The sequence below is a fragment of the Streptomyces sp. NBC_00287 genome, from assembly GCF_036173105.1.
In the GTDB taxonomy this organism is placed as follows: Bacteria; Actinomycetota; Actinomycetes; order Streptomycetales; family Streptomycetaceae; genus Streptomyces.
In genome coordinates, this window is record NZ_CP108053.1 from 318,252 (window position 1) to 333,422 (window position 15,171).

General features: G+C 68.3%; 20 protein-coding genes. 7 read left to right on the plus strand and 13 right to left on the minus strand.

Translation table 11 applies throughout. The features are described 5' to 3' along the window. The first annotated feature begins 234 nt into the window (after positions 1-234). Positions 235-1,065, plus strand: a complete 831-nt coding sequence (locus tag OHT76_RS01670; protein ID WP_328868887.1) for a hypothetical protein — start codon at positions 235-237, stop codon at positions 1,063-1,065. Positions 1,066-1,153: 88 nt separating this feature from the next. On the opposite strand, the gene OHT76_RS01675 is transcribed toward OHT76_RS01670, so the two are convergent. After that, positions 1,154-2,101, minus strand: coding sequence for a NosD domain-containing protein (locus OHT76_RS01675; RefSeq protein ID WP_328868888.1), 948 nt, complete (start codon positions 2,099-2,101; stop codon positions 1,154-1,156). A 344-nt stretch (positions 2,102-2,445) separates the two neighbouring features. On the opposite strand from OHT76_RS01675, the gene OHT76_RS01680 reads away from it, so the two are divergent. Further along, the gene (locus OHT76_RS01680; protein WP_328868889.1) at positions 2,446-2,580 is read left to right on the plus strand and encodes a hypothetical protein; all 135 of its coding nucleotides are present in this window, start codon (positions 2,446-2,448) and stop codon (positions 2,578-2,580) included. Here the strand turns inward: OHT76_RS01680 and OHT76_RS01685 are convergent. Continuing rightward, complete coding sequence (locus tag OHT76_RS01685; protein ID WP_328868890.1) at positions 2,552-2,998, minus strand: GNAT family N-acetyltransferase; 447 nt, start codon at positions 2,996-2,998, stop codon at positions 2,552-2,554. The genes OHT76_RS01680 and OHT76_RS01685 overlap by 29 nt on opposite strands. Before the next feature lie 144 nt (positions 2,999-3,142). Between OHT76_RS01685 and OHT76_RS01690 the strand changes: the two genes are divergently transcribed. Then, positions 3,143-4,279 (plus strand): hypothetical protein, encoded by a 1,137-nt coding sequence (locus OHT76_RS01690; RefSeq protein ID WP_328868891.1) that lies wholly within the window; start codon positions 3,143-3,145, stop codon positions 4,277-4,279. A 73-nt stretch (positions 4,280-4,352) separates the two neighbouring features. On the opposite strand, the gene OHT76_RS01695 is transcribed toward OHT76_RS01690, so the two are convergent. The 8 genes from OHT76_RS01695 to OHT76_RS01730 all read right to left on the minus strand — a co-directional run bounded on the left by OHT76_RS01695 (position 4,353) and on the right by OHT76_RS01730 (position 9,938). Beyond that, positions 4,353-4,793, minus strand: coding sequence for an SRPBCC family protein (locus tag OHT76_RS01695; RefSeq protein ID WP_328868892.1), 441 nt, complete (start codon positions 4,791-4,793; stop codon positions 4,353-4,355). Positions 4,794-4,880: 87 nt separating this feature from the next. Next, entirely contained in the window at positions 4,881-5,219 is a 339-nt protein-coding gene (locus OHT76_RS01700) for an ArsR/SmtB family transcription factor (RefSeq protein WP_328868893.1), read from the minus strand. After that, complete coding sequence (locus OHT76_RS01705; RefSeq protein WP_328868894.1) at positions 5,216-5,680, minus strand: SRPBCC family protein; 465 nt, start codon at positions 5,678-5,680, stop codon at positions 5,216-5,218. The genes OHT76_RS01700 and OHT76_RS01705 overlap by 4 nt, the downstream gene beginning before the upstream one ends. A gap of 101 nt (positions 5,681-5,781) precedes the next feature. Beyond that, a complete protein-coding gene (locus tag OHT76_RS01710; RefSeq protein ID WP_443049692.1) occupies positions 5,782-6,846 on the minus strand; it encodes a YihY/virulence factor BrkB family protein in 1,065 nt (354 codons plus the stop codon). Positions 6,847-6,974: 128 nt separating this feature from the next. Further along, positions 6,975-7,262: a hypothetical protein gene (locus tag OHT76_RS01715; RefSeq protein WP_328868896.1), complete on the minus strand. Its 288-nt coding sequence runs from the start codon at positions 7,260-7,262 to the stop codon at positions 6,975-6,977. A 170-nt stretch (positions 7,263-7,432) separates the two neighbouring features. Next, positions 7,433-8,008 (minus strand): transcriptional regulator, encoded by a 576-nt coding sequence (locus tag OHT76_RS01720; RefSeq protein ID WP_328868897.1) that lies wholly within the window; start codon positions 8,006-8,008, stop codon positions 7,433-7,435. A gap of 119 nt (positions 8,009-8,127) precedes the next feature. Beyond that, complete coding sequence (locus OHT76_RS01725; protein WP_328868898.1) at positions 8,128-9,633, minus strand: helix-turn-helix domain-containing protein; 1,506 nt, start codon at positions 9,631-9,633, stop codon at positions 8,128-8,130. After that, positions 9,630-9,938: a helix-turn-helix domain-containing protein gene (locus OHT76_RS01730; RefSeq protein ID WP_328876431.1), complete on the minus strand. Its 309-nt coding sequence runs from the start codon at positions 9,936-9,938 to the stop codon at positions 9,630-9,632. Before OHT76_RS01730 ends, OHT76_RS01725 begins: the two co-directional genes overlap by 4 nt. A gap of 300 nt (positions 9,939-10,238) precedes the next feature. Here OHT76_RS01730 and OHT76_RS01735 point away from each other — a divergent pair, with 300 nt between their 5' ends. Next, positions 10,239-11,435: an IS110 family transposase gene (locus OHT76_RS01735; protein WP_443049693.1), complete on the plus strand. Its 1,197-nt coding sequence runs from the start codon at positions 10,239-10,241 to the stop codon at positions 11,433-11,435. 8 nt (positions 11,436-11,443) lie between these two features. Here OHT76_RS01735 and ku read toward each other — a convergent pair whose 3' ends face one another. Beyond that, positions 11,444-12,442 carry a non-homologous end joining protein Ku gene (gene ku, locus OHT76_RS01740; protein WP_328868900.1) on the minus strand — a complete coding sequence of 333 codons (999 nt, stop codon included), beginning with the start codon at positions 12,440-12,442 and terminating at the stop codon, positions 11,444-11,446. A 178-nt stretch (positions 12,443-12,620) separates the two neighbouring features. Here ku and OHT76_RS01745 point away from each other — a divergent pair, with 178 nt between their 5' ends. Both OHT76_RS01745 and OHT76_RS01750 read left to right on the plus strand, forming a co-directional pair. After that, entirely contained in the window at positions 12,621-12,950 is a 330-nt protein-coding gene (locus OHT76_RS01745) for an ArsR/SmtB family transcription factor (protein ID WP_328868901.1), read from the plus strand. Positions 12,951-12,975: 25 nt separating this feature from the next. After that, positions 12,976-13,404, plus strand: coding sequence for a VOC family protein (locus OHT76_RS01750; RefSeq protein WP_328868902.1), 429 nt, complete (start codon positions 12,976-12,978; stop codon positions 13,402-13,404). A 36-nt stretch (positions 13,405-13,440) separates the two neighbouring features. On the opposite strand, the gene OHT76_RS01755 is transcribed toward OHT76_RS01750, so the two are convergent. After that, entirely contained in the window at positions 13,441-14,184 is a 744-nt protein-coding gene (locus tag OHT76_RS01755; protein ID WP_328868903.1) for a class I SAM-dependent methyltransferase, read from the minus strand. A gap of 178 nt (positions 14,185-14,362) precedes the next feature. Between OHT76_RS01755 and OHT76_RS01760 the strand changes: the two genes are divergently transcribed. After that, entirely contained in the window at positions 14,363-14,632 is a 270-nt protein-coding gene (locus tag OHT76_RS01760) for a hypothetical protein (RefSeq protein ID WP_328868904.1), read from the plus strand. A gap of 16 nt (positions 14,633-14,648) precedes the next feature. Here OHT76_RS01760 and OHT76_RS01765 read toward each other — a convergent pair whose 3' ends face one another. Continuing rightward, the gene (locus OHT76_RS01765) at positions 14,649-15,170 is read right to left on the minus strand and encodes an SMI1/KNR4 family protein (protein WP_328868905.1); all 522 of its coding nucleotides are present in this window, start codon (positions 15,168-15,170) and stop codon (positions 14,649-14,651) included. Position 15,171 lies beyond the last annotated feature (1 nt).

Here is a 15,171-nt window from a genome sequence, read left to right on the forward strand (position 1 = left end):
CTATGTCGGCCGTTCTTGTCTTGGACGAAAGTTCCGGCGTACCGAAGACCGATGTCCGGTGCGGTCGACAGCATTCGTGCTCATCAGACGCCCCCCGTCCCCTCCGTCACCACCGCTTGCGAGACGGAGCCGACAGCTGCGCACGCCCCTCCCCCTGGCGCATCCGGCGCCCTACCGTGGGACCGCGAGGAGAAGCCGTCGTGGGCGGTTTCTGATCGAGCAGGGGGGAATTCCATGACCATGTACGACGGGGCCACGTCCGGATATCCCAACGAGGTGAAAATCCCCGGCGATTCGCTGGCGGCGCTGACCGACGCCCGGACCGAAGAGTTCGAGCGGGAGATGAAGAAGAGGGACGACCGCGCGCACCTCAACGCGGCGCTCATCGAGGCGTCGGCATCGATGCGGGCCGACTCGTTGGACACGAAGGCTGTCTCCGCGTGGCAGGACAGGGTGCGCGCGACGATGCAGCGCGCTCCGGAATACGCACCCCCGTCCGACACGGAGGCGGCTGACCTTCAGCTGTTCGCGCGACCGTGGCCATGGCGGCGGGGCACCGCGACGCCCGGCCACACGTCGACGGTGAACCTGGACAGCGGTGAAGCGCATGTCGGGCTGGGGATCTATTTCTCGACCGGCGCCGCGGGCGGCACCGCGGAAATGGGCGGGCCGTTCCGCCTCGCGAACTTCAGCGACTTCGAGTTCCGGACCACGGTCGACTACCGCTACGACTGGTACTTCGCCACCGCGGCCGGTGGAGCGGACAGTCAGGGCTGGATCTCGATCATCGTCGATGAACTGCTGGACGCTCCTGGCGCGCAGTGGCACTCCGTGGTCAACCGCAGGCTGCAACTGTGGTCGGACTCCACCGCCAGCGGCGGCTCGGACGGGGCGACCGAACCCGGCAACCGCATCACCGTCAACGAGCGTTTCCGCGGCCGGCCGGATGCCAACTACGTTTGGTGGGTGGGCGGCAACGAGACGATCCAGACCGAATTCCAGGCCGCGTCCCAGGCCAACCTGCACGTCGACCTCCGCTATCTCGTCGCCGTCGCCCGCGTTTGAGCGGGTAGGCGGTCAGGGGCGGAGCCGACTCACGCGAACGGCCCCGGATGAGGAGTCCGGGGCCGAACTGCCCTGCGTCACTCTCCGCTCAAGGCGTCGCTACCAGCGCATAGTCGCTGGTATGCGCCCGCAGCTGCGAACTCTGCGCGCTGTAGAGGACCTTCGTGCCGGTCGAGGACGCGTCCAGGACGACCTTGACGCCGAGATTGCTGGTGATGTTGTTGGTGGCCAGGTAGTTCCGGGCGCCGCCCGCGACCAGGACGACCGTCGGGTCCGCCCCCGACGGGGTGATGTTCGCGGCCGGTACCGAGAAGGAGAACTGGTTGCCGGTCACGGCGTTGTCGTCGCCGTTGATGTGGACCAGTCCGTACAGGTCGTCGAAGCGGGTACTGGTGCCGTCGCCGTACACCCGGCGGAAGTGGTTGCCGGAGATCAGGTTGCCCTCGGCGTTCTCCGCGAAGACCGAGTAGCCGCCCCAAGAGCTGATGAGGTAGTTGTTGGTGATCTTGGCGACCTGCGAGGCTCCCGTGAGGGAGATGCAACTGCCGCATTCTGCGATGAAGTTGTTGGTGAAGCCGACGGCGTCCGCGCCCCGCACGATCATGGCGTGTTCGAGGTAGACGAAGCCCATCCCCTCGAAGCGGAAGGCGTCGTTATCGGACTGTACCGATATGCCGATCTTGGAGTTGCCCGGCGTGTACGGCTTGGACGACGACACTCCGTCGAGGCAGAAGTCCTGGAAGATGATGCCGTTGAGTCTGCCGACCGTGCCGGGCGCGCCCGAACGCTGCACCAGGAACGCCTCGTTGTGCCCGTCGGTGTTCTTGACCCGGATGTGGCTGGCACCGGGCTGGACCTCGATCCAGGAGCCGGTGGAGGACTCGTCGCGGATCGCGTTGGACATGAAGCCGTGGCCGGAGCCCTTGATCTGCAGGAAGCTGATGTCGATGACGACCCGGGTGAGCAGGTCGTAGTGGCCCGGCGGGATGTAGATGACCGCGCCGGGTCCGCCGCGTCCGTCCAGATCCAGGCCCACTCCATCACATCCAACGACCGCTACCCGCCAAGGTCACGCACTCGACGGACGAACCTCCGTTCCCCTGCGGCATCACGATCTCCGCGGACAAGGCGCCCACACGCACGCCAGAACACACTCATACACAGTCACTGAGCAGCAGCTCCCAACCCTCTCGGTGACGGCCCTTGGCGGATACGGATGGATGCCACGGGTGTCGACTCCGCCGCGTACACCGTCACGGCGTGGGATCTGACGCCGCCGGAACGGGGCTGCTCGGCGTCCTGACGGAATGAGTCCGGAGCGCGGCGGGCCAGCCTCAACAGCACCAGGGCGAAGACGGCGGCGCCGAAGATCGGGAGTACATGGGGGCGCAGGTGTCCCTGCGCGCCGACTTCTCCGTGCTGGAGAGCTACGAGTACGTGGACGAACCGCCGCTGCCGGTGTTCGCCGGCAGTGCCGACGCCCTGGTCACCCCGGCAACGGCTTGCGCACCATGAACACGTCCACCGAATCCTCGGTCTCCACCGTGAACCCGTACCGCTCGTACAGCCGTTGGGCCGCACTGCCCTGCAGCACGTTCAACCGCACGAGGACGCCGCCGCGGTCACACCGCTCGAGCAGTTCGCGCAGCACGCCCGACCCGATTCCGCTCCCCTGCAGATGCGGGGCCAGGTAGAAGTGCTCCAGCCAGTGCGCGTCCTTCGCCGGCCGCAGCGCCACGCAGCCCGCGAACGCACCACCGACCTCGATCACCCAGGTATGGGCCGGGTCGAATCCGTCCCGCAGCCGCTGCCGCACCCTTACGGCGTCGTACCGCCCGAGGCGTTCGAGATCCGCCCGCAGCACCACCGCACGCAACTCGGCCACGTCCTCCACGTCCGACGCCGATGCCTGCCGGATATCCCAGTCCCCCATGATCACCACGCTAGCGCACCGCGCTCCCGCGAGGTCCCTCGGCCGACCGCGATGGGATTGTCATGCGCGTATCTAGACCTTTGAGTTGTGCCGGTTCAGGGTGGTCCCTCCCATCCCGCCCTATCCACCTGGAAGGACCCGCCAGTGAGACGAAGGCACTTTGTGGCAGGGGCGATCGGCACCTTCGCAGGGGTCGCGCTCGGCCCGGATCCCTCCGGGGCCGCCACACCGACGCCCCGCGCACAAGGCTGGCAGGCCGTGCCCGCACCCGGCAGCATTCCCCCCGCCCAACTGCGCAGCATCGCAGCCGCGGGCCCTCAACTGGCGTGGGCCGTCGGTGAGGAGGAGCTGGGCGGGCCCACCGGGGGACGAGCGCTGGCCATGCTGTGGAACGGCAGCAACTGGGCGAAGACCGACCTGACGCATCTGCGCCACGTACGGTTACGCGATGTCGCCGGGGTCTGCGCCACCGCGGCATGGAGTGTGGGCGACCCCGTCGACCCCGTCGAAGGCGGCAGCCCGCTGCTGCGTTGGAACGGAACCACCTGGCGCGAGGCCGCGTTTCCGGGCCGGGGTGAGCCGGGCGTTCGGCTGAACTCAGTGGCGGTCACCCGCGACCGACAGGTGTGGATCTGCGGCAGCCGGGGCGGCGCCGTACGGCTGCTGCACGGCATCGGGCAACGCTGGCAGTGGCTGGATCCCCTGCCCGTCGCCAGCTCGAACCTCTACCGGGTCGTCCTGCGCTCGCCCGGTGAGGTCTGGGCGTGCGGGGACCAGTCGAACGGCGGTGGCTGGTCCGGACTCGTGGCCCGCTGGGACGGAACGTGGACGGTCCTGCCCCCGATTGCGGGCCTGCGCCTGACCATCGCGGACCTCCACGCGGCCGGTCCCGACGACGTGTGGGCGGTGGGTACCGAGGCCGGCGTCGGCGGGCCACCCGGCCGCCCCGGCAACCCGGCCTTGTGCCACTGGGACGGCACGGCCTGGACGCGGGTCGAGGCCGGTTTCACACTCGGTTCGCTGTCCGGCATCGCGGGCGACACCCAGGGCCGCGCCGCCTGGATCTCCGGCTGGAACTACCAGGATCAGAGCCGCAGTACGTATCTGCGCCGAGAGGGCAGCGGCTGGACGATCGTCCGCGGCCCCAGCGGCACCGCGCCGGCGCCGTACCTCAACGCCGTGACACCCGTACCCGGCACCTCAGGGTTCTGGTCGGCGGGCATGACGAGCCCGGTTCCGGCCCCGCCCACCGCGGCCTACACCGAACGCCTCGAAGCCTGAACGGATACGGTCCGGCACCCGCGATGATGGCGGGCGCCGGACCGGCCGGGCACCAGGACTCAGACACGACCTACTAGTGCCAGTTGCTGATCTTGACGTCCTGCGGTGCGGGTTCGCCCTTGCCCGTTTCGATCAGCTGCTTCAGGCTCATGAGGAAGGTCGCCCACTTGGTGCTGCAGTGGTACATGAACTCCACCGGCTCTTCCCAGCCTTCGTGCCGGAACAGCACGATCGTGAAGCCGTCCTCCTGCTTCAGCTCGAAGCGGATCCGTGTACCGATCCACTCCTGAGGTCCGTCGACGACCTCCCAGAGCACGCGCTCGGCCGGCTTCGCCTCCAGCACCTTCATGTCGAACCCGCCGGGCTCGAAGCGGAACCGGATCACTCCCCCGACCTCGCTGTCGCCCTCCGTGTCCTGTGTCCACCAGCCCGCCAGTCCGTCGATGGTCGTCAGGGCGGCGTAGACATCGTCGGGAGACGATACGACGCCGATCCTGTGCAGAATGTCCACCATCGCGTTGCCTCTTTCTCAGGTCTGGCACCCGTTTTCGGGCGCGGTTCATGGGTGCCGCCATGGCTGTGGCGGCGTCTTCGTGCGGGATCAGCTCTCCTGGCCGCGCTGGATCGCTTCGGCGATCCGCTTGATGCGCTGCAACCGGGCGTCCCAGGTCGCACCGACCGCAGACAACTGCGCAACCGCGCGGGCAAGTTGGGCCTCGTCCACCTCATAGCGGCGCTCGCGTCCGGACGGCGTGACGTGCACCAGCCCGACCCGGTGGAGCACACCGAGGTGTTTGGCGACCGCCTGTCGCGTCACCGGAAGCTGCCCGCTGAGCGTGGTCGCCGTGCCGCCGCCGTCGGCCAGCAGCACGTCGAGCATCCGCCGCCGGGTGGGGTCCCCCACCGCCGACCAGAGCTCGTCGTCGACGGTGACGTTCACTGCGTCGACACCAGCCGCGCGACGTACGAGACCAGCCGGGGCAGGAAGTAGTCCCAGCCGGTGACATGCTCGCGGTACGCCTCTTCGAGTACGGCCGCCTCCCAGCCCCTCTCCCGGAATCCCGTCTCGCTGAAGCGCAGCAGGGTGCCCGCACCGGACGGAACCAGCTCGAAGGTCACCAGGAGGGAATTGTCCGGCGCGGCGGTCTGCCCCTCGTCGTACACCCACCGGAACGAGAACCGGCGCGGAGGGTCGGCATCGATCACGGTGAGAGGGACGACCTTCGCCTCCGGCGTGGCCTTGTCGCCGAACGTGATGGCCCCGGTGGCGCCAGGCACCGGAGCGAGTTCCGCTTCGTCCGGCCACCACTCCCGCAGATGTTCGGGCCGACTGACGACCTCGTACACCACCTCGGGCGTGGCGGCGATATGGATCTCCCGCTCGATGCTGCCGTACTCCATGCCACTCTCCCAGCTATTCGCAACCTTTGGTTGCACATAACGGTAGAACAGCTCGACCACATGCGCAACCACTGGTTGCTCATACGGGTGCGGCCGCGGGGTCAGCCTTCGTCCAGGCGGCGCACGTCCTCCTCGTCCCACTTCCTCGTGTCCCGCGGCTGCGTGTAGGGCTCGGCGTCGGGCGGATGCCCGCCCGCGATGGCACGCTGGCGCACGGTCTCGGCGTCGAACTCCAAGCCCAGCAGAATCGCGAGATTGCTGATCCACAGCCAGACGAGGAAGACGATGACGCCGGCCATGGTGCCGTAAGTCTTGTTGTACGAGCCGAAGTTGGCGACGTAGAACGCGAAGCCGGCCGAGGCGACCAGCCAGATCACCAGGGCCAGGAGGCTGCCGGGAGTGACCCACCGGAATCCCTTGACCTTGGCGTTCGGGGTCGCCCAGTACAGGATGGCGATCATGAACGTGACCAGCACGACCAGGACTGGCCATTTCACAATCGACCACACCGTCAGCGCCGTGTCCCCGATCCCGAGCGCCTCTCCGGCCTGACTGGCCAGACCGCCGGTGAAGACCACGATCAGCGCGCAGGCCACCGCGATCACCATCAGCACCACAGTGACCGCCACGCGCACCGGCAGGATCTTCCACACCGGCCGGCCTTCCGGCATGTCGTAGACGGCGTTCGCGGCGCGGATGAAGGCCGCCACATAGCCGGAGGCCGCCCACACCGCCAGCACGATGCCGACCAGGGCCATCACCGATCCGGTGCCGCTGTTGTTCTGCAGCTGCTCCACAGCGCGGGTGATGATGTCCCGCGCGGAGCCGGGGGTGAGGTCCTGCAGATTCTCCAGCACCCTGTCCGTCGCCGACTTGCCGACGATGCCCAGCAGGGACACGAGCACCAGCAGCGCCGGGAACAGGGACAGCACGCCGTAGTAGGTCAGCGCCGCGGCCCGGTCGGCCAGCTCGTCGTCCTTGAACTCCTTCACGCTGCCCTTGAGCACCGCGCCCCAGGCCCGCCTCGGCAGCTTCGTCGGCGACTCGGGCGCCGCCTCCTCGACCTGCCGGTCCGGGCCCGCTTCCTCGGGCGACACCCCTCCATGGGCCGGGCCCTGATCAGAGCCGTGGTGTTCCATACGACCTGGAAGATGCAGCTTCGCCATACCGCGCCGAGTAACCCCATGGCGCCCGCTCAAAGCAGGATCTCCCGCCGACGCCTTACCAGGGTTCGCGGCTGTACACGGCCGCCTGCAGCCGGCGCACACCCGGCAGGGTGCCGCCCCTCAGCCCTTCATGCGGCCCTGGCTCTGTCGGTCCGGGGCACAGTGCACGCGACGCTGACCCGGTACGTCGTCTTCCCCGGATCGACGACTGGTGTGCCCAGCGTGATACGCCCCGTCGAGCGCAGTTCCTCGCACACGTCCGTCGGCAGCGCGACGTAGCAGCCGCCGGTGGATGCGGCCGGCCGCCAGTAGCCGTAGCGGAGTCGTCCGCCCGGGAGAGCGGTGACGAACACGGCGGTGTGGGGATCGGAGACGATGCGCAGCACGTCGGCCGCGGGGGCGGCGAGCGGGGTCACGGACCGACGCGGGCGAGGGTGGGTGGGCGGCATGGGCACGGCCTTTCCGGACGGAGGAATGGACACCGCTTGCCACATCCGGGCCGGGTGTTGATCATGCTGCGCCGCATTCTTGCCCACGCCACTGACAACGGGACCGAATGGCAGCTCCCCTGCCGTCCCCCAGGCAGCTACGCGGCGAACCCGATGTTGGTGACGTACTCGTACTGGCCCCACTCGGAGCCGAGGTCCACCGTGGCGTCGCTGATCCACGCCTCGTCCAGGGCCTGCTCGTCGTCGGCGGCCCACGCCTCGACGATCCGGTCCCAGTTGCGGACGTTGAGCGTGCGGAAGGACACCACGCGCTGGCGCGGCCGGTCGACCTGGGACTGATTCAGCGGGTGGAACTCGACGCGGGTGCCCCGGCCCGCGCGGTTGAGGCGGGCCACCAGATACCGGGAGACGTTGTGGCGGCGCACCGTGCGGTACGCGGTCTCGATCGTCTGCAAGTTCTTCTTCGCCGGGCTGCGCTTTCCGTCCAGCCACGCCTTCAGGGTGCGGTCGGTGACGGTGAGGCCGGCGTCGCGGGCCGCCTGGCGGGCGTGGTCGGTGCGGGTGAGGTAGTGCAGACGCGCGAGCAGGCCGCGCCGGGTCGTGATCGGGGTGGCGATGAAACCGGCCAGCGCGTTGAGTTGACGGGCCACGGCCTCGTGCCCTTTCAGACCGCGAGCGCCGTATTTGCCGAACTCGATGTTCCTCTCCGGCATCTGCGTCTCCTCGCTCTGCGGCTCACGGGCGGGCCCTCAGGTGTTTCCACTTCCAAGGCACGCCAATGCTAATGGCTTTGAGTGCCTGAGAGCCGGGCGGCATGCGCCCGGCCGGGGCCTCAGTCGGTGGTCTCCGCCCCGACGGTGTACACGTCCTTGACCTTCACTTCCGTGACCCCGCGGCCCTCGGGGAACACCGCGCGCCAGTCGCCGACGACGTGCAGTTCGTCGGTACCCATCGCACGGACGACCATCAGACCCTCGTCGTAGGCCCGGTGCGCTTTCCACCACAGGTTCGCAAAGGCCTGGGAGCGGATGAGATGCATCCAGTCGGTGCGGTACAACTCGCGGTTGTAGTTGGACTCCCCCAGCGTGGAGACGAACTTCGAGTACATCGCCTTCACGTACTCCAGCGTCACGTCGTCGCCCTCGGCGATCGCCCGGTCCCGGGCGTCCTTCAGGGCGACACGGAACTTCTCCAACAGGCCCTCGGTGGCCCCGGAGGTCCACGACTCGTGGATCTCCGGCGGGTCGCACAGCGCGTATTTCGAGCCGGCGAGACGCAGCAGCAGGCGCAGGGTCGGCTCGGTCACCCACAGGGGGCCGGGCTCGTCCCGGCTGCCGATCGGGTTGGGCAGGTAGGCGTCGTGGTCCCAGTCGGGAGGGGTGATCAGGTGGACGCCGGCGCGGCGGCGGTCGTGGTGGTCGCCGGTGGAGTGCTCCAGCTGGCCGAGCGGCAGATGCGTCTTGAGTGCGGACAGGTAGGCGCCGTTGAGGTCGAGCGCGGTCACCTCGTGCTCGCCCGGCGGCAGTTCGGGCCGGGCCCACTTGGGTCGGGCCTCCCAGATCTCGTCGGCGCCGCGGGCGGTCTGCTTGCGCAGGATGTCGGGCAGCCAGGGGTGCGCGACCACGTCGTAGCGGCCGCCCTTGCGACTGTGATCAAGCAATGCCATCGCGTCCGGGATCGCCCGCTTCACCAGCGCCTTGGTCGCCGCCTCCACGTCGCCCGAGTGCTCGGCGAGCGCTGCGGCGACGGCCGAGCCGATCAGGTCCAGGTCATCGGCGGCCTTCAGCCGACGGCCGACCGGCACGACCTTGACCCCGTGTGCGGGGGGGCTGTCCGGCCTGTCGGCGGGTGCCGGCCGACGGGGCTCAGGCTGCGGTGCGGGCGCCGTCTGCGGTTCCGGCTCCGCAGCCCGCGCGGACTCGGCGGTGCCGCACTCGGCGGGGTCCAGGTGCTGCGGGAAGCCGGCGACCTGGTGGCGGGCGGGCTCTCCGCACAGCACACAAGGTTCGGGCGCGGCCAGGGTTACGACGTCGTCGTGGCCGGGCTCCTGGTGAGCGTCCGCGGGTTCCTCCGCCGGCACTTCCTCGGCGGCAGCCGCAGCCAGCTTTTCCCGGGCGCCGCTGAGGAAATAGGCGTACTTCTCCCGCACTTCACCGCTCGGGTCCCGTCCGGACTCCCAGCCCGCGACCGTCGACGGGCTGACGTCCAGGACCTGCGCGAGCTGGGGCCGCGAGACGTTCAGTCCTTCACGCAGGGCACGCCGCTCCTCGGCAGGTGGCAGCGGGACCTCCTTCTTGGCCTCCGCCAGCAGGGCGTCGATCGCGTCGAAGTTCGTCACCGGGCTCCCCCGTCCGGTACGGCGGCGGCGCGTGCCGTGCCGACGTGGCGGCCGGGTGCGCGGCGGCGTCCCTCCGGCAGGGCCTCCGAGGCCCGGGTGGGACCGGCCAGGAGCTCCAGGACATCGATGCCGTAGTGCGCGGCGACCGAGTCGCAGTCGGCCAGACTCCATACGGCCGCGCCGGACTGACGACGGCTCACCTGCGCCTGACTCACTCCGAGAGCGGCCGCGAGCTCCGTCTGTGACTCGCCGGTGGCATGCAGGAGCGCGGCCACCGCGGACCGGACTCGATCATCGAGGCTCATACCCACGGCGGCAACTCTACCCCGCAGAGCTCATGAAGCATGCGCATTACGCATGACCGTTAGTCAGGCGGCTCTACCTTCTTGATCGGGTTGATCGAGCCATTCGTAGGGTTGGGTCACCCAGGGGTGCTGGGTGTGGCTATCAGGCGGCTGCCGTCTCGTGGCTGAGCACGCTTCGCCGCCCGGCACCCCACGACGACTCGGCCGCCGATTAGGAAATGCGAACATGTCGCTGAGTAGAGCAATGCCGGCGAGGTCGTCCGTGGTACGAACGGAACGAACGAGCACGCCAGGAGCATGATGAGCCGGATATGGGCGGGGATCGACAGCGGGAAGGGCCACCATCACGGGCTCGCGCTGGACACGGAGGGCAAGACGCTGCTGTCGCGGCGGGTCGCCAACGACGAGCCCGAGCTGCTGAAGCTGATCGGCGACGTCCTGGACCTGGCCGACGGCCGTGAGGTCACCTGGGCCATCGACATGACCGGCGGCGAGCCCGCGCTGTTCCTGGCCCTGCTGGTCAATCACGGCCAGGAGGTCCTCTACATTCCCGGCCGCCTGGTCAACCGGGCCTCGGACGGCTACCGAGGCGAGGGCAAGACCGACGCCCGCGACGCCTACGTCATCGCAGACCAGGCCAGAATGCGCCGCGATCTGCGGCCCATACGCCCCGGCGACGAAGCAGCCATCGAGCTGAAGCTGCTGACCGGACGCCGGTCCGACCTGGTCGAGGACCGCACCCGCTCGGTCAACCGCCTGCGTTCCACTCTGATGAGCATGTTCCCGGCCCTGGAACGGGCCCTGGACGTCACCAACACCGGCCCGCTCCGCCTGCTGACCGGCTACCAGACCCCGGCCGCGATCCGCCGAACCGGCGTCGCCCGGCTGACGAAGTGGCTGGCCAACCGCAAGGTCCGTAACGCAAGAAGCCTGGCCGAGACGGTGGTTGAGGCCGCCGAGCGCCAGCACACCGCGATCCCCGGGGAGAAGACCATCGCGAAGCTGGTCCACACCCTGGCCGAGGAGGTGATGGCCCTCAACGAGCAGATCTCCGAGATGGACAAGCTCATTGAGGGCCGGTTTCGCGAGCACGAGCTCGCCGACATCGTCCTGAGCGTCCCGGGCATCGGCCCCGTGCTGGGCGCCGAGTTCCTGGCTGCCGTCGGCGGCGGCCTGGACGAGTTCGACTCCCCGGACGCCCTGGCGGCCTTCGCCGGCGTCGCCCCCGCACCACGCGACTCGGGCAAGGTCAGCGGCAACCTCCACCGGCCGGTCACCTACCACCGCAGGTTGCAGCGGGTCTTCTATACCTCCGCGCTGGTCAGCGTCCGATGCGACCCGAACTCGCGGAAGTTCTACGACCGCAAACGCGCTGAGGGGAAGAAGCACGTCCAAGCCGTGCTCGCCCTGGCCCGCCGACGCGTCAACGTCCTGTGGGCCCTGATCCGCGACGGACGGCGCTACCAAGTCACACCTCCAGTGACTACAGCCGCTTGACAACAGCATTAGGAAGCGCGCTTCTTCCCCCGGCGCCCGGCCTTGGCGAGCGCCTCGATGAGTTCCTCGCGGCTCATCTTGGAGCGTCCAGAAACTCCTTGTTCAGTGGCCCTCTCGTACAGCTCCGCCTTGCTCAGCCCCTCCAACTCCCGCTTACCGCCGGCTTTTTCGGCGCGGCCCTGCTTCGAGCGGCCGGCGGTCTTCTTCTTCCCCCCAGCCCCTCCCGCGCCCCGCGCTCGCTCCAGACTGCCCTCAAGGGCTTCCATCAGGTCGATGACATTGGTCGCCTTCGGCGCCTCCTCGGCCAGGGCGACTTCCTTGCCCTCAGCCTTCGCGCGGACGAGCTCGCGGACCTTGTCGGCGTAGGTGTCGTGGTACTGCTTCGGGTCCCACGGACTGCTGAGGGCGTCGATGAGCTGAAGGGCGACGTCCATCTCCTTGCCCCGGCCCGCCCGGCCCGAAGGAAGTTCGGGCAGTTCCTGGCGCGGATCGCGGACCTCGTCGGCCCAGTGCAGGGTCTGCAGAACGAGAACCTTGTCCTCCGCGCGAAGCGCGGTCAGATACTGCCTGTTGCGCATGACGAAGGTGGCGATGCCCACCTTGTTGGTCTTGGCGAGGGCTGCCCGCAGTAGGTCGTAGATCTTCAGGTACTCCTCGCCGCGTGGGGCGAGGTAGTAGGTGCGGGCGAAGTAGACCGGCTCGATCTCGGGCAGGTCGACGAAGGCGCTGATGTCGAGCGTCCGGGAGCGGCCGGGTGCGATCTCGTCGAGCTCGTCGGGTTCGACGATCACGTACTCGCCCTCGTCGACCTCAAAACCTTTGACGATGTCGTCGGTGTCGACTTCCTTGCCGGTGCGTTCATTGACGCGCCGGTTGCGGATCCGGTCCGCGGTGCCGCGCTGGAGCTGATGGAAGTGGACGGTGTGGTCCGCGGTCGCGGTGTAGAGGCCGACGGGCACGCTGACCAGCCCGAATGTGATCACGCCAGTCCAGATTGCCCGTGCCATCGCCGTTCGCTCACCTTCCGTGACCGCCCCCCTGACAGGTGCTCCATATGGCCACGCTGGCACTACTCCGCCCCGAGCGCGCGCCGAGCCATGCACCTGGCCACGCGCCCGGGGGGGGGGAGATTCGATGGCGGTCGTACGATGGTCTGGCCGTGTCGCGTCACCCCAAGGAGTCACCGTGGCCCGCCCTCGCGCCGCCGCTCGGACAGTGGAGCATCCCGATCTGTTGGACGTCTCGCTGCAGCAGGTTCTGGAGGCGCTGGTGGATCCGGTGCGGCGGATGATCGTGTCCCAGTTGGCCCAGGCCGACGGCGAGAAGAGCTGCGGCACCTTTGACACTCCGGTGTCCACGTCGACCTTGACCCACCACTTCAACGTGCTGCGGGAGGCAGGGGTGATCCGCCAGTACTACGTGGGCACGACGAAGATGAACACGCTCCGCGCGGACGAGCTGGAAGAGCGGTTTCCTGGCCTGCTGTCGTCGGTGGTGTCCGCCAGCGCGGCCTGAGCCGATCCGCTGCTATGGTGCGCCGATGTCCTCGGTCAAGCAGTTCCAAGTCACCTTCGACTGCGCGGAACCTGAGCGCGTCGCTCGCTTTTGGTGCGAGGTGTTGGGGTACGTCGTATCGCCGCCACCGGCGGGGTTCGCCACTTGGGATGAATTCGACCGCTCGCGGCCTCCTGAGGATCAGGGTGCATGGTTCGCATGCAGTGATCCCTCAGGTGTGGGCCCGCGGCTGTTCTTTCAGCGCGTTCCCGAAGGCAAGGTCGTCAAGAATCGGCTGCATCTTGACGTGCGAGTCGGCACCGGGCTCCGGGGTGAGGAGCGCCTCGCCACACTCGAAGCCGAGTGCGCACGACTGGTCGCGCTCGGCGCGGTACGCGTGCAACTGCTGTATGACGGCAACGATTCCTGCATCGCGATGCAGGACATCGAGGGCAACGAGTTCTGTGTCGACTGAGCATCCCCCGGTGGGGCGTACGCGGAGTCCGGGCGGTCAGGCGCGGCAGCGCAGCATCTCCAGCGGTGGGCTCGCGAAGAGGTCGGCCCAGAAGTCCTTGCCGTACTCACGGATACCGGCTTCGGACACCTGCAGCGGGACCCACTCGACCGCGCTGAATCCGGCCGCCTGCAGACACTTCTCGTAGACCTCGCGGCGCGGGGCCGAGCTGACGATGCTGATCGGCTGCGGATCGAGGAGGGCGGTGACCCGGACCCGCGGACCCGTCTCGATCTCCTCACCGATGGGCTCGCAGTGGAATCCGTACCGGTCCAGGGACGCACAGTCGAATTGGTAGTCGGGCTTCTGGGCGAGCACGAAGAACTCGCCACCGGGCACCAGGCTTTGGTGGATGTTGCGGCACATGCGCTCCATCGCCGCGATGTCCTCGGCGTAGTTGAGGCACTGCACTCCCAGCGCGATGTCGAAGCGCCGGTCGAGAGGCCGCAGTTCGATCACGTCACCGACCTCATAGCCCACGCCCAGCGGGTCACGCTGCTCGATCTCCCGCGCGGCAGCGATCATCTCCACGGAGATGTCGACACCGAAGACATCCGTGGCGCCGCGCCGCTTGAACTCCCTGCTGTAGAAGCCGGTACCGCAGGCCAGGTCGAGAACAGACTTGCCGCTCACATCCCCGACCATGCCCAGGAAGCTCGGCACCTCCCCGTAACGCATCAGCGGCAGGGACTTGAACCCCTCGAAGGCCTCACCGATCTCGTCGTACTGCTGCACGCTCACGTGCCGCTCCCTTCTTCGGTCGTGGCAGAGAGTCTGCTCCGCCGCCGGCTGGCGGCCGTACAGGCAGATGACACAAAGAAGTTGACCGGTCACCCCACAATCGCCCAAGACCACGGCTGCGGCTACGTTGTGGAAAGGCAACCGAGTTGGGCTGCGCGAAGACGGGGAGGGGCCAGGGATGAAACCGCGATGGGGGCTCGGCGTGGCGGTGGCCGCCGGGGCGGCGGCGTTGCTGCTGACGGGGTGCAGCCAGCCGACGGACTACAGCGAGATCGTCACGTTCACCGACGAGCACGGCCGTGTCTGCACCGCGGCGGTGGTCGTCGATCAGGAGCAGAGCGAGGGCGACGACTACGAGATCTCCAGCATCGACTGCGACTACCCTCCGGAGGGCCGCACGCCGGGGGCCACCGGCTACTCGCCCCTGCCGGAGCGGGACGGGGACTGACCGGCCCGAGTGCATTTCACGGCAGGAATTCGTAAAACGGGCGGTCGGGCGCGAAGTTGCGAGAACACAGGGTCACGTCCCTACCTTTGAGATAGTCCAGAAACCAGTCGCTGAACGTCATCTCGTACAGAGTCCAGGCCGGACTGTCGAACTCCTGAACCACGACTCGCCAGGGCGACGAGGGCTCGTCAGGGATGCGAAGGAAAACGGCTTCCCCTGTCGTGGCCGATGCCACCGGTATCAACTCACCGGGTTGCGCCCCCACCGGACTCGGCAGGAACTCGGCCATGTCCTCATCGCGCCAGAGTTCGAGATCCCCCCTGATGTCCTTTCCCAGGCTGTGCAGAAGATGACTGGCGGGATGCTTCAGATACAACTGCCTGTTGACCTCGATCGAACCGTAGGCGTCCACGATCTCACGGAAGTCCGCAGGGAATTCGATACCGAGTTCCCGCTCCAGGTCGGTCCACGGAGCCGGATCCGACCAGTTGAACCGGGGTTCGCCCAACAGGGCTGTGATCTCTGGAAGCGTTGCCACC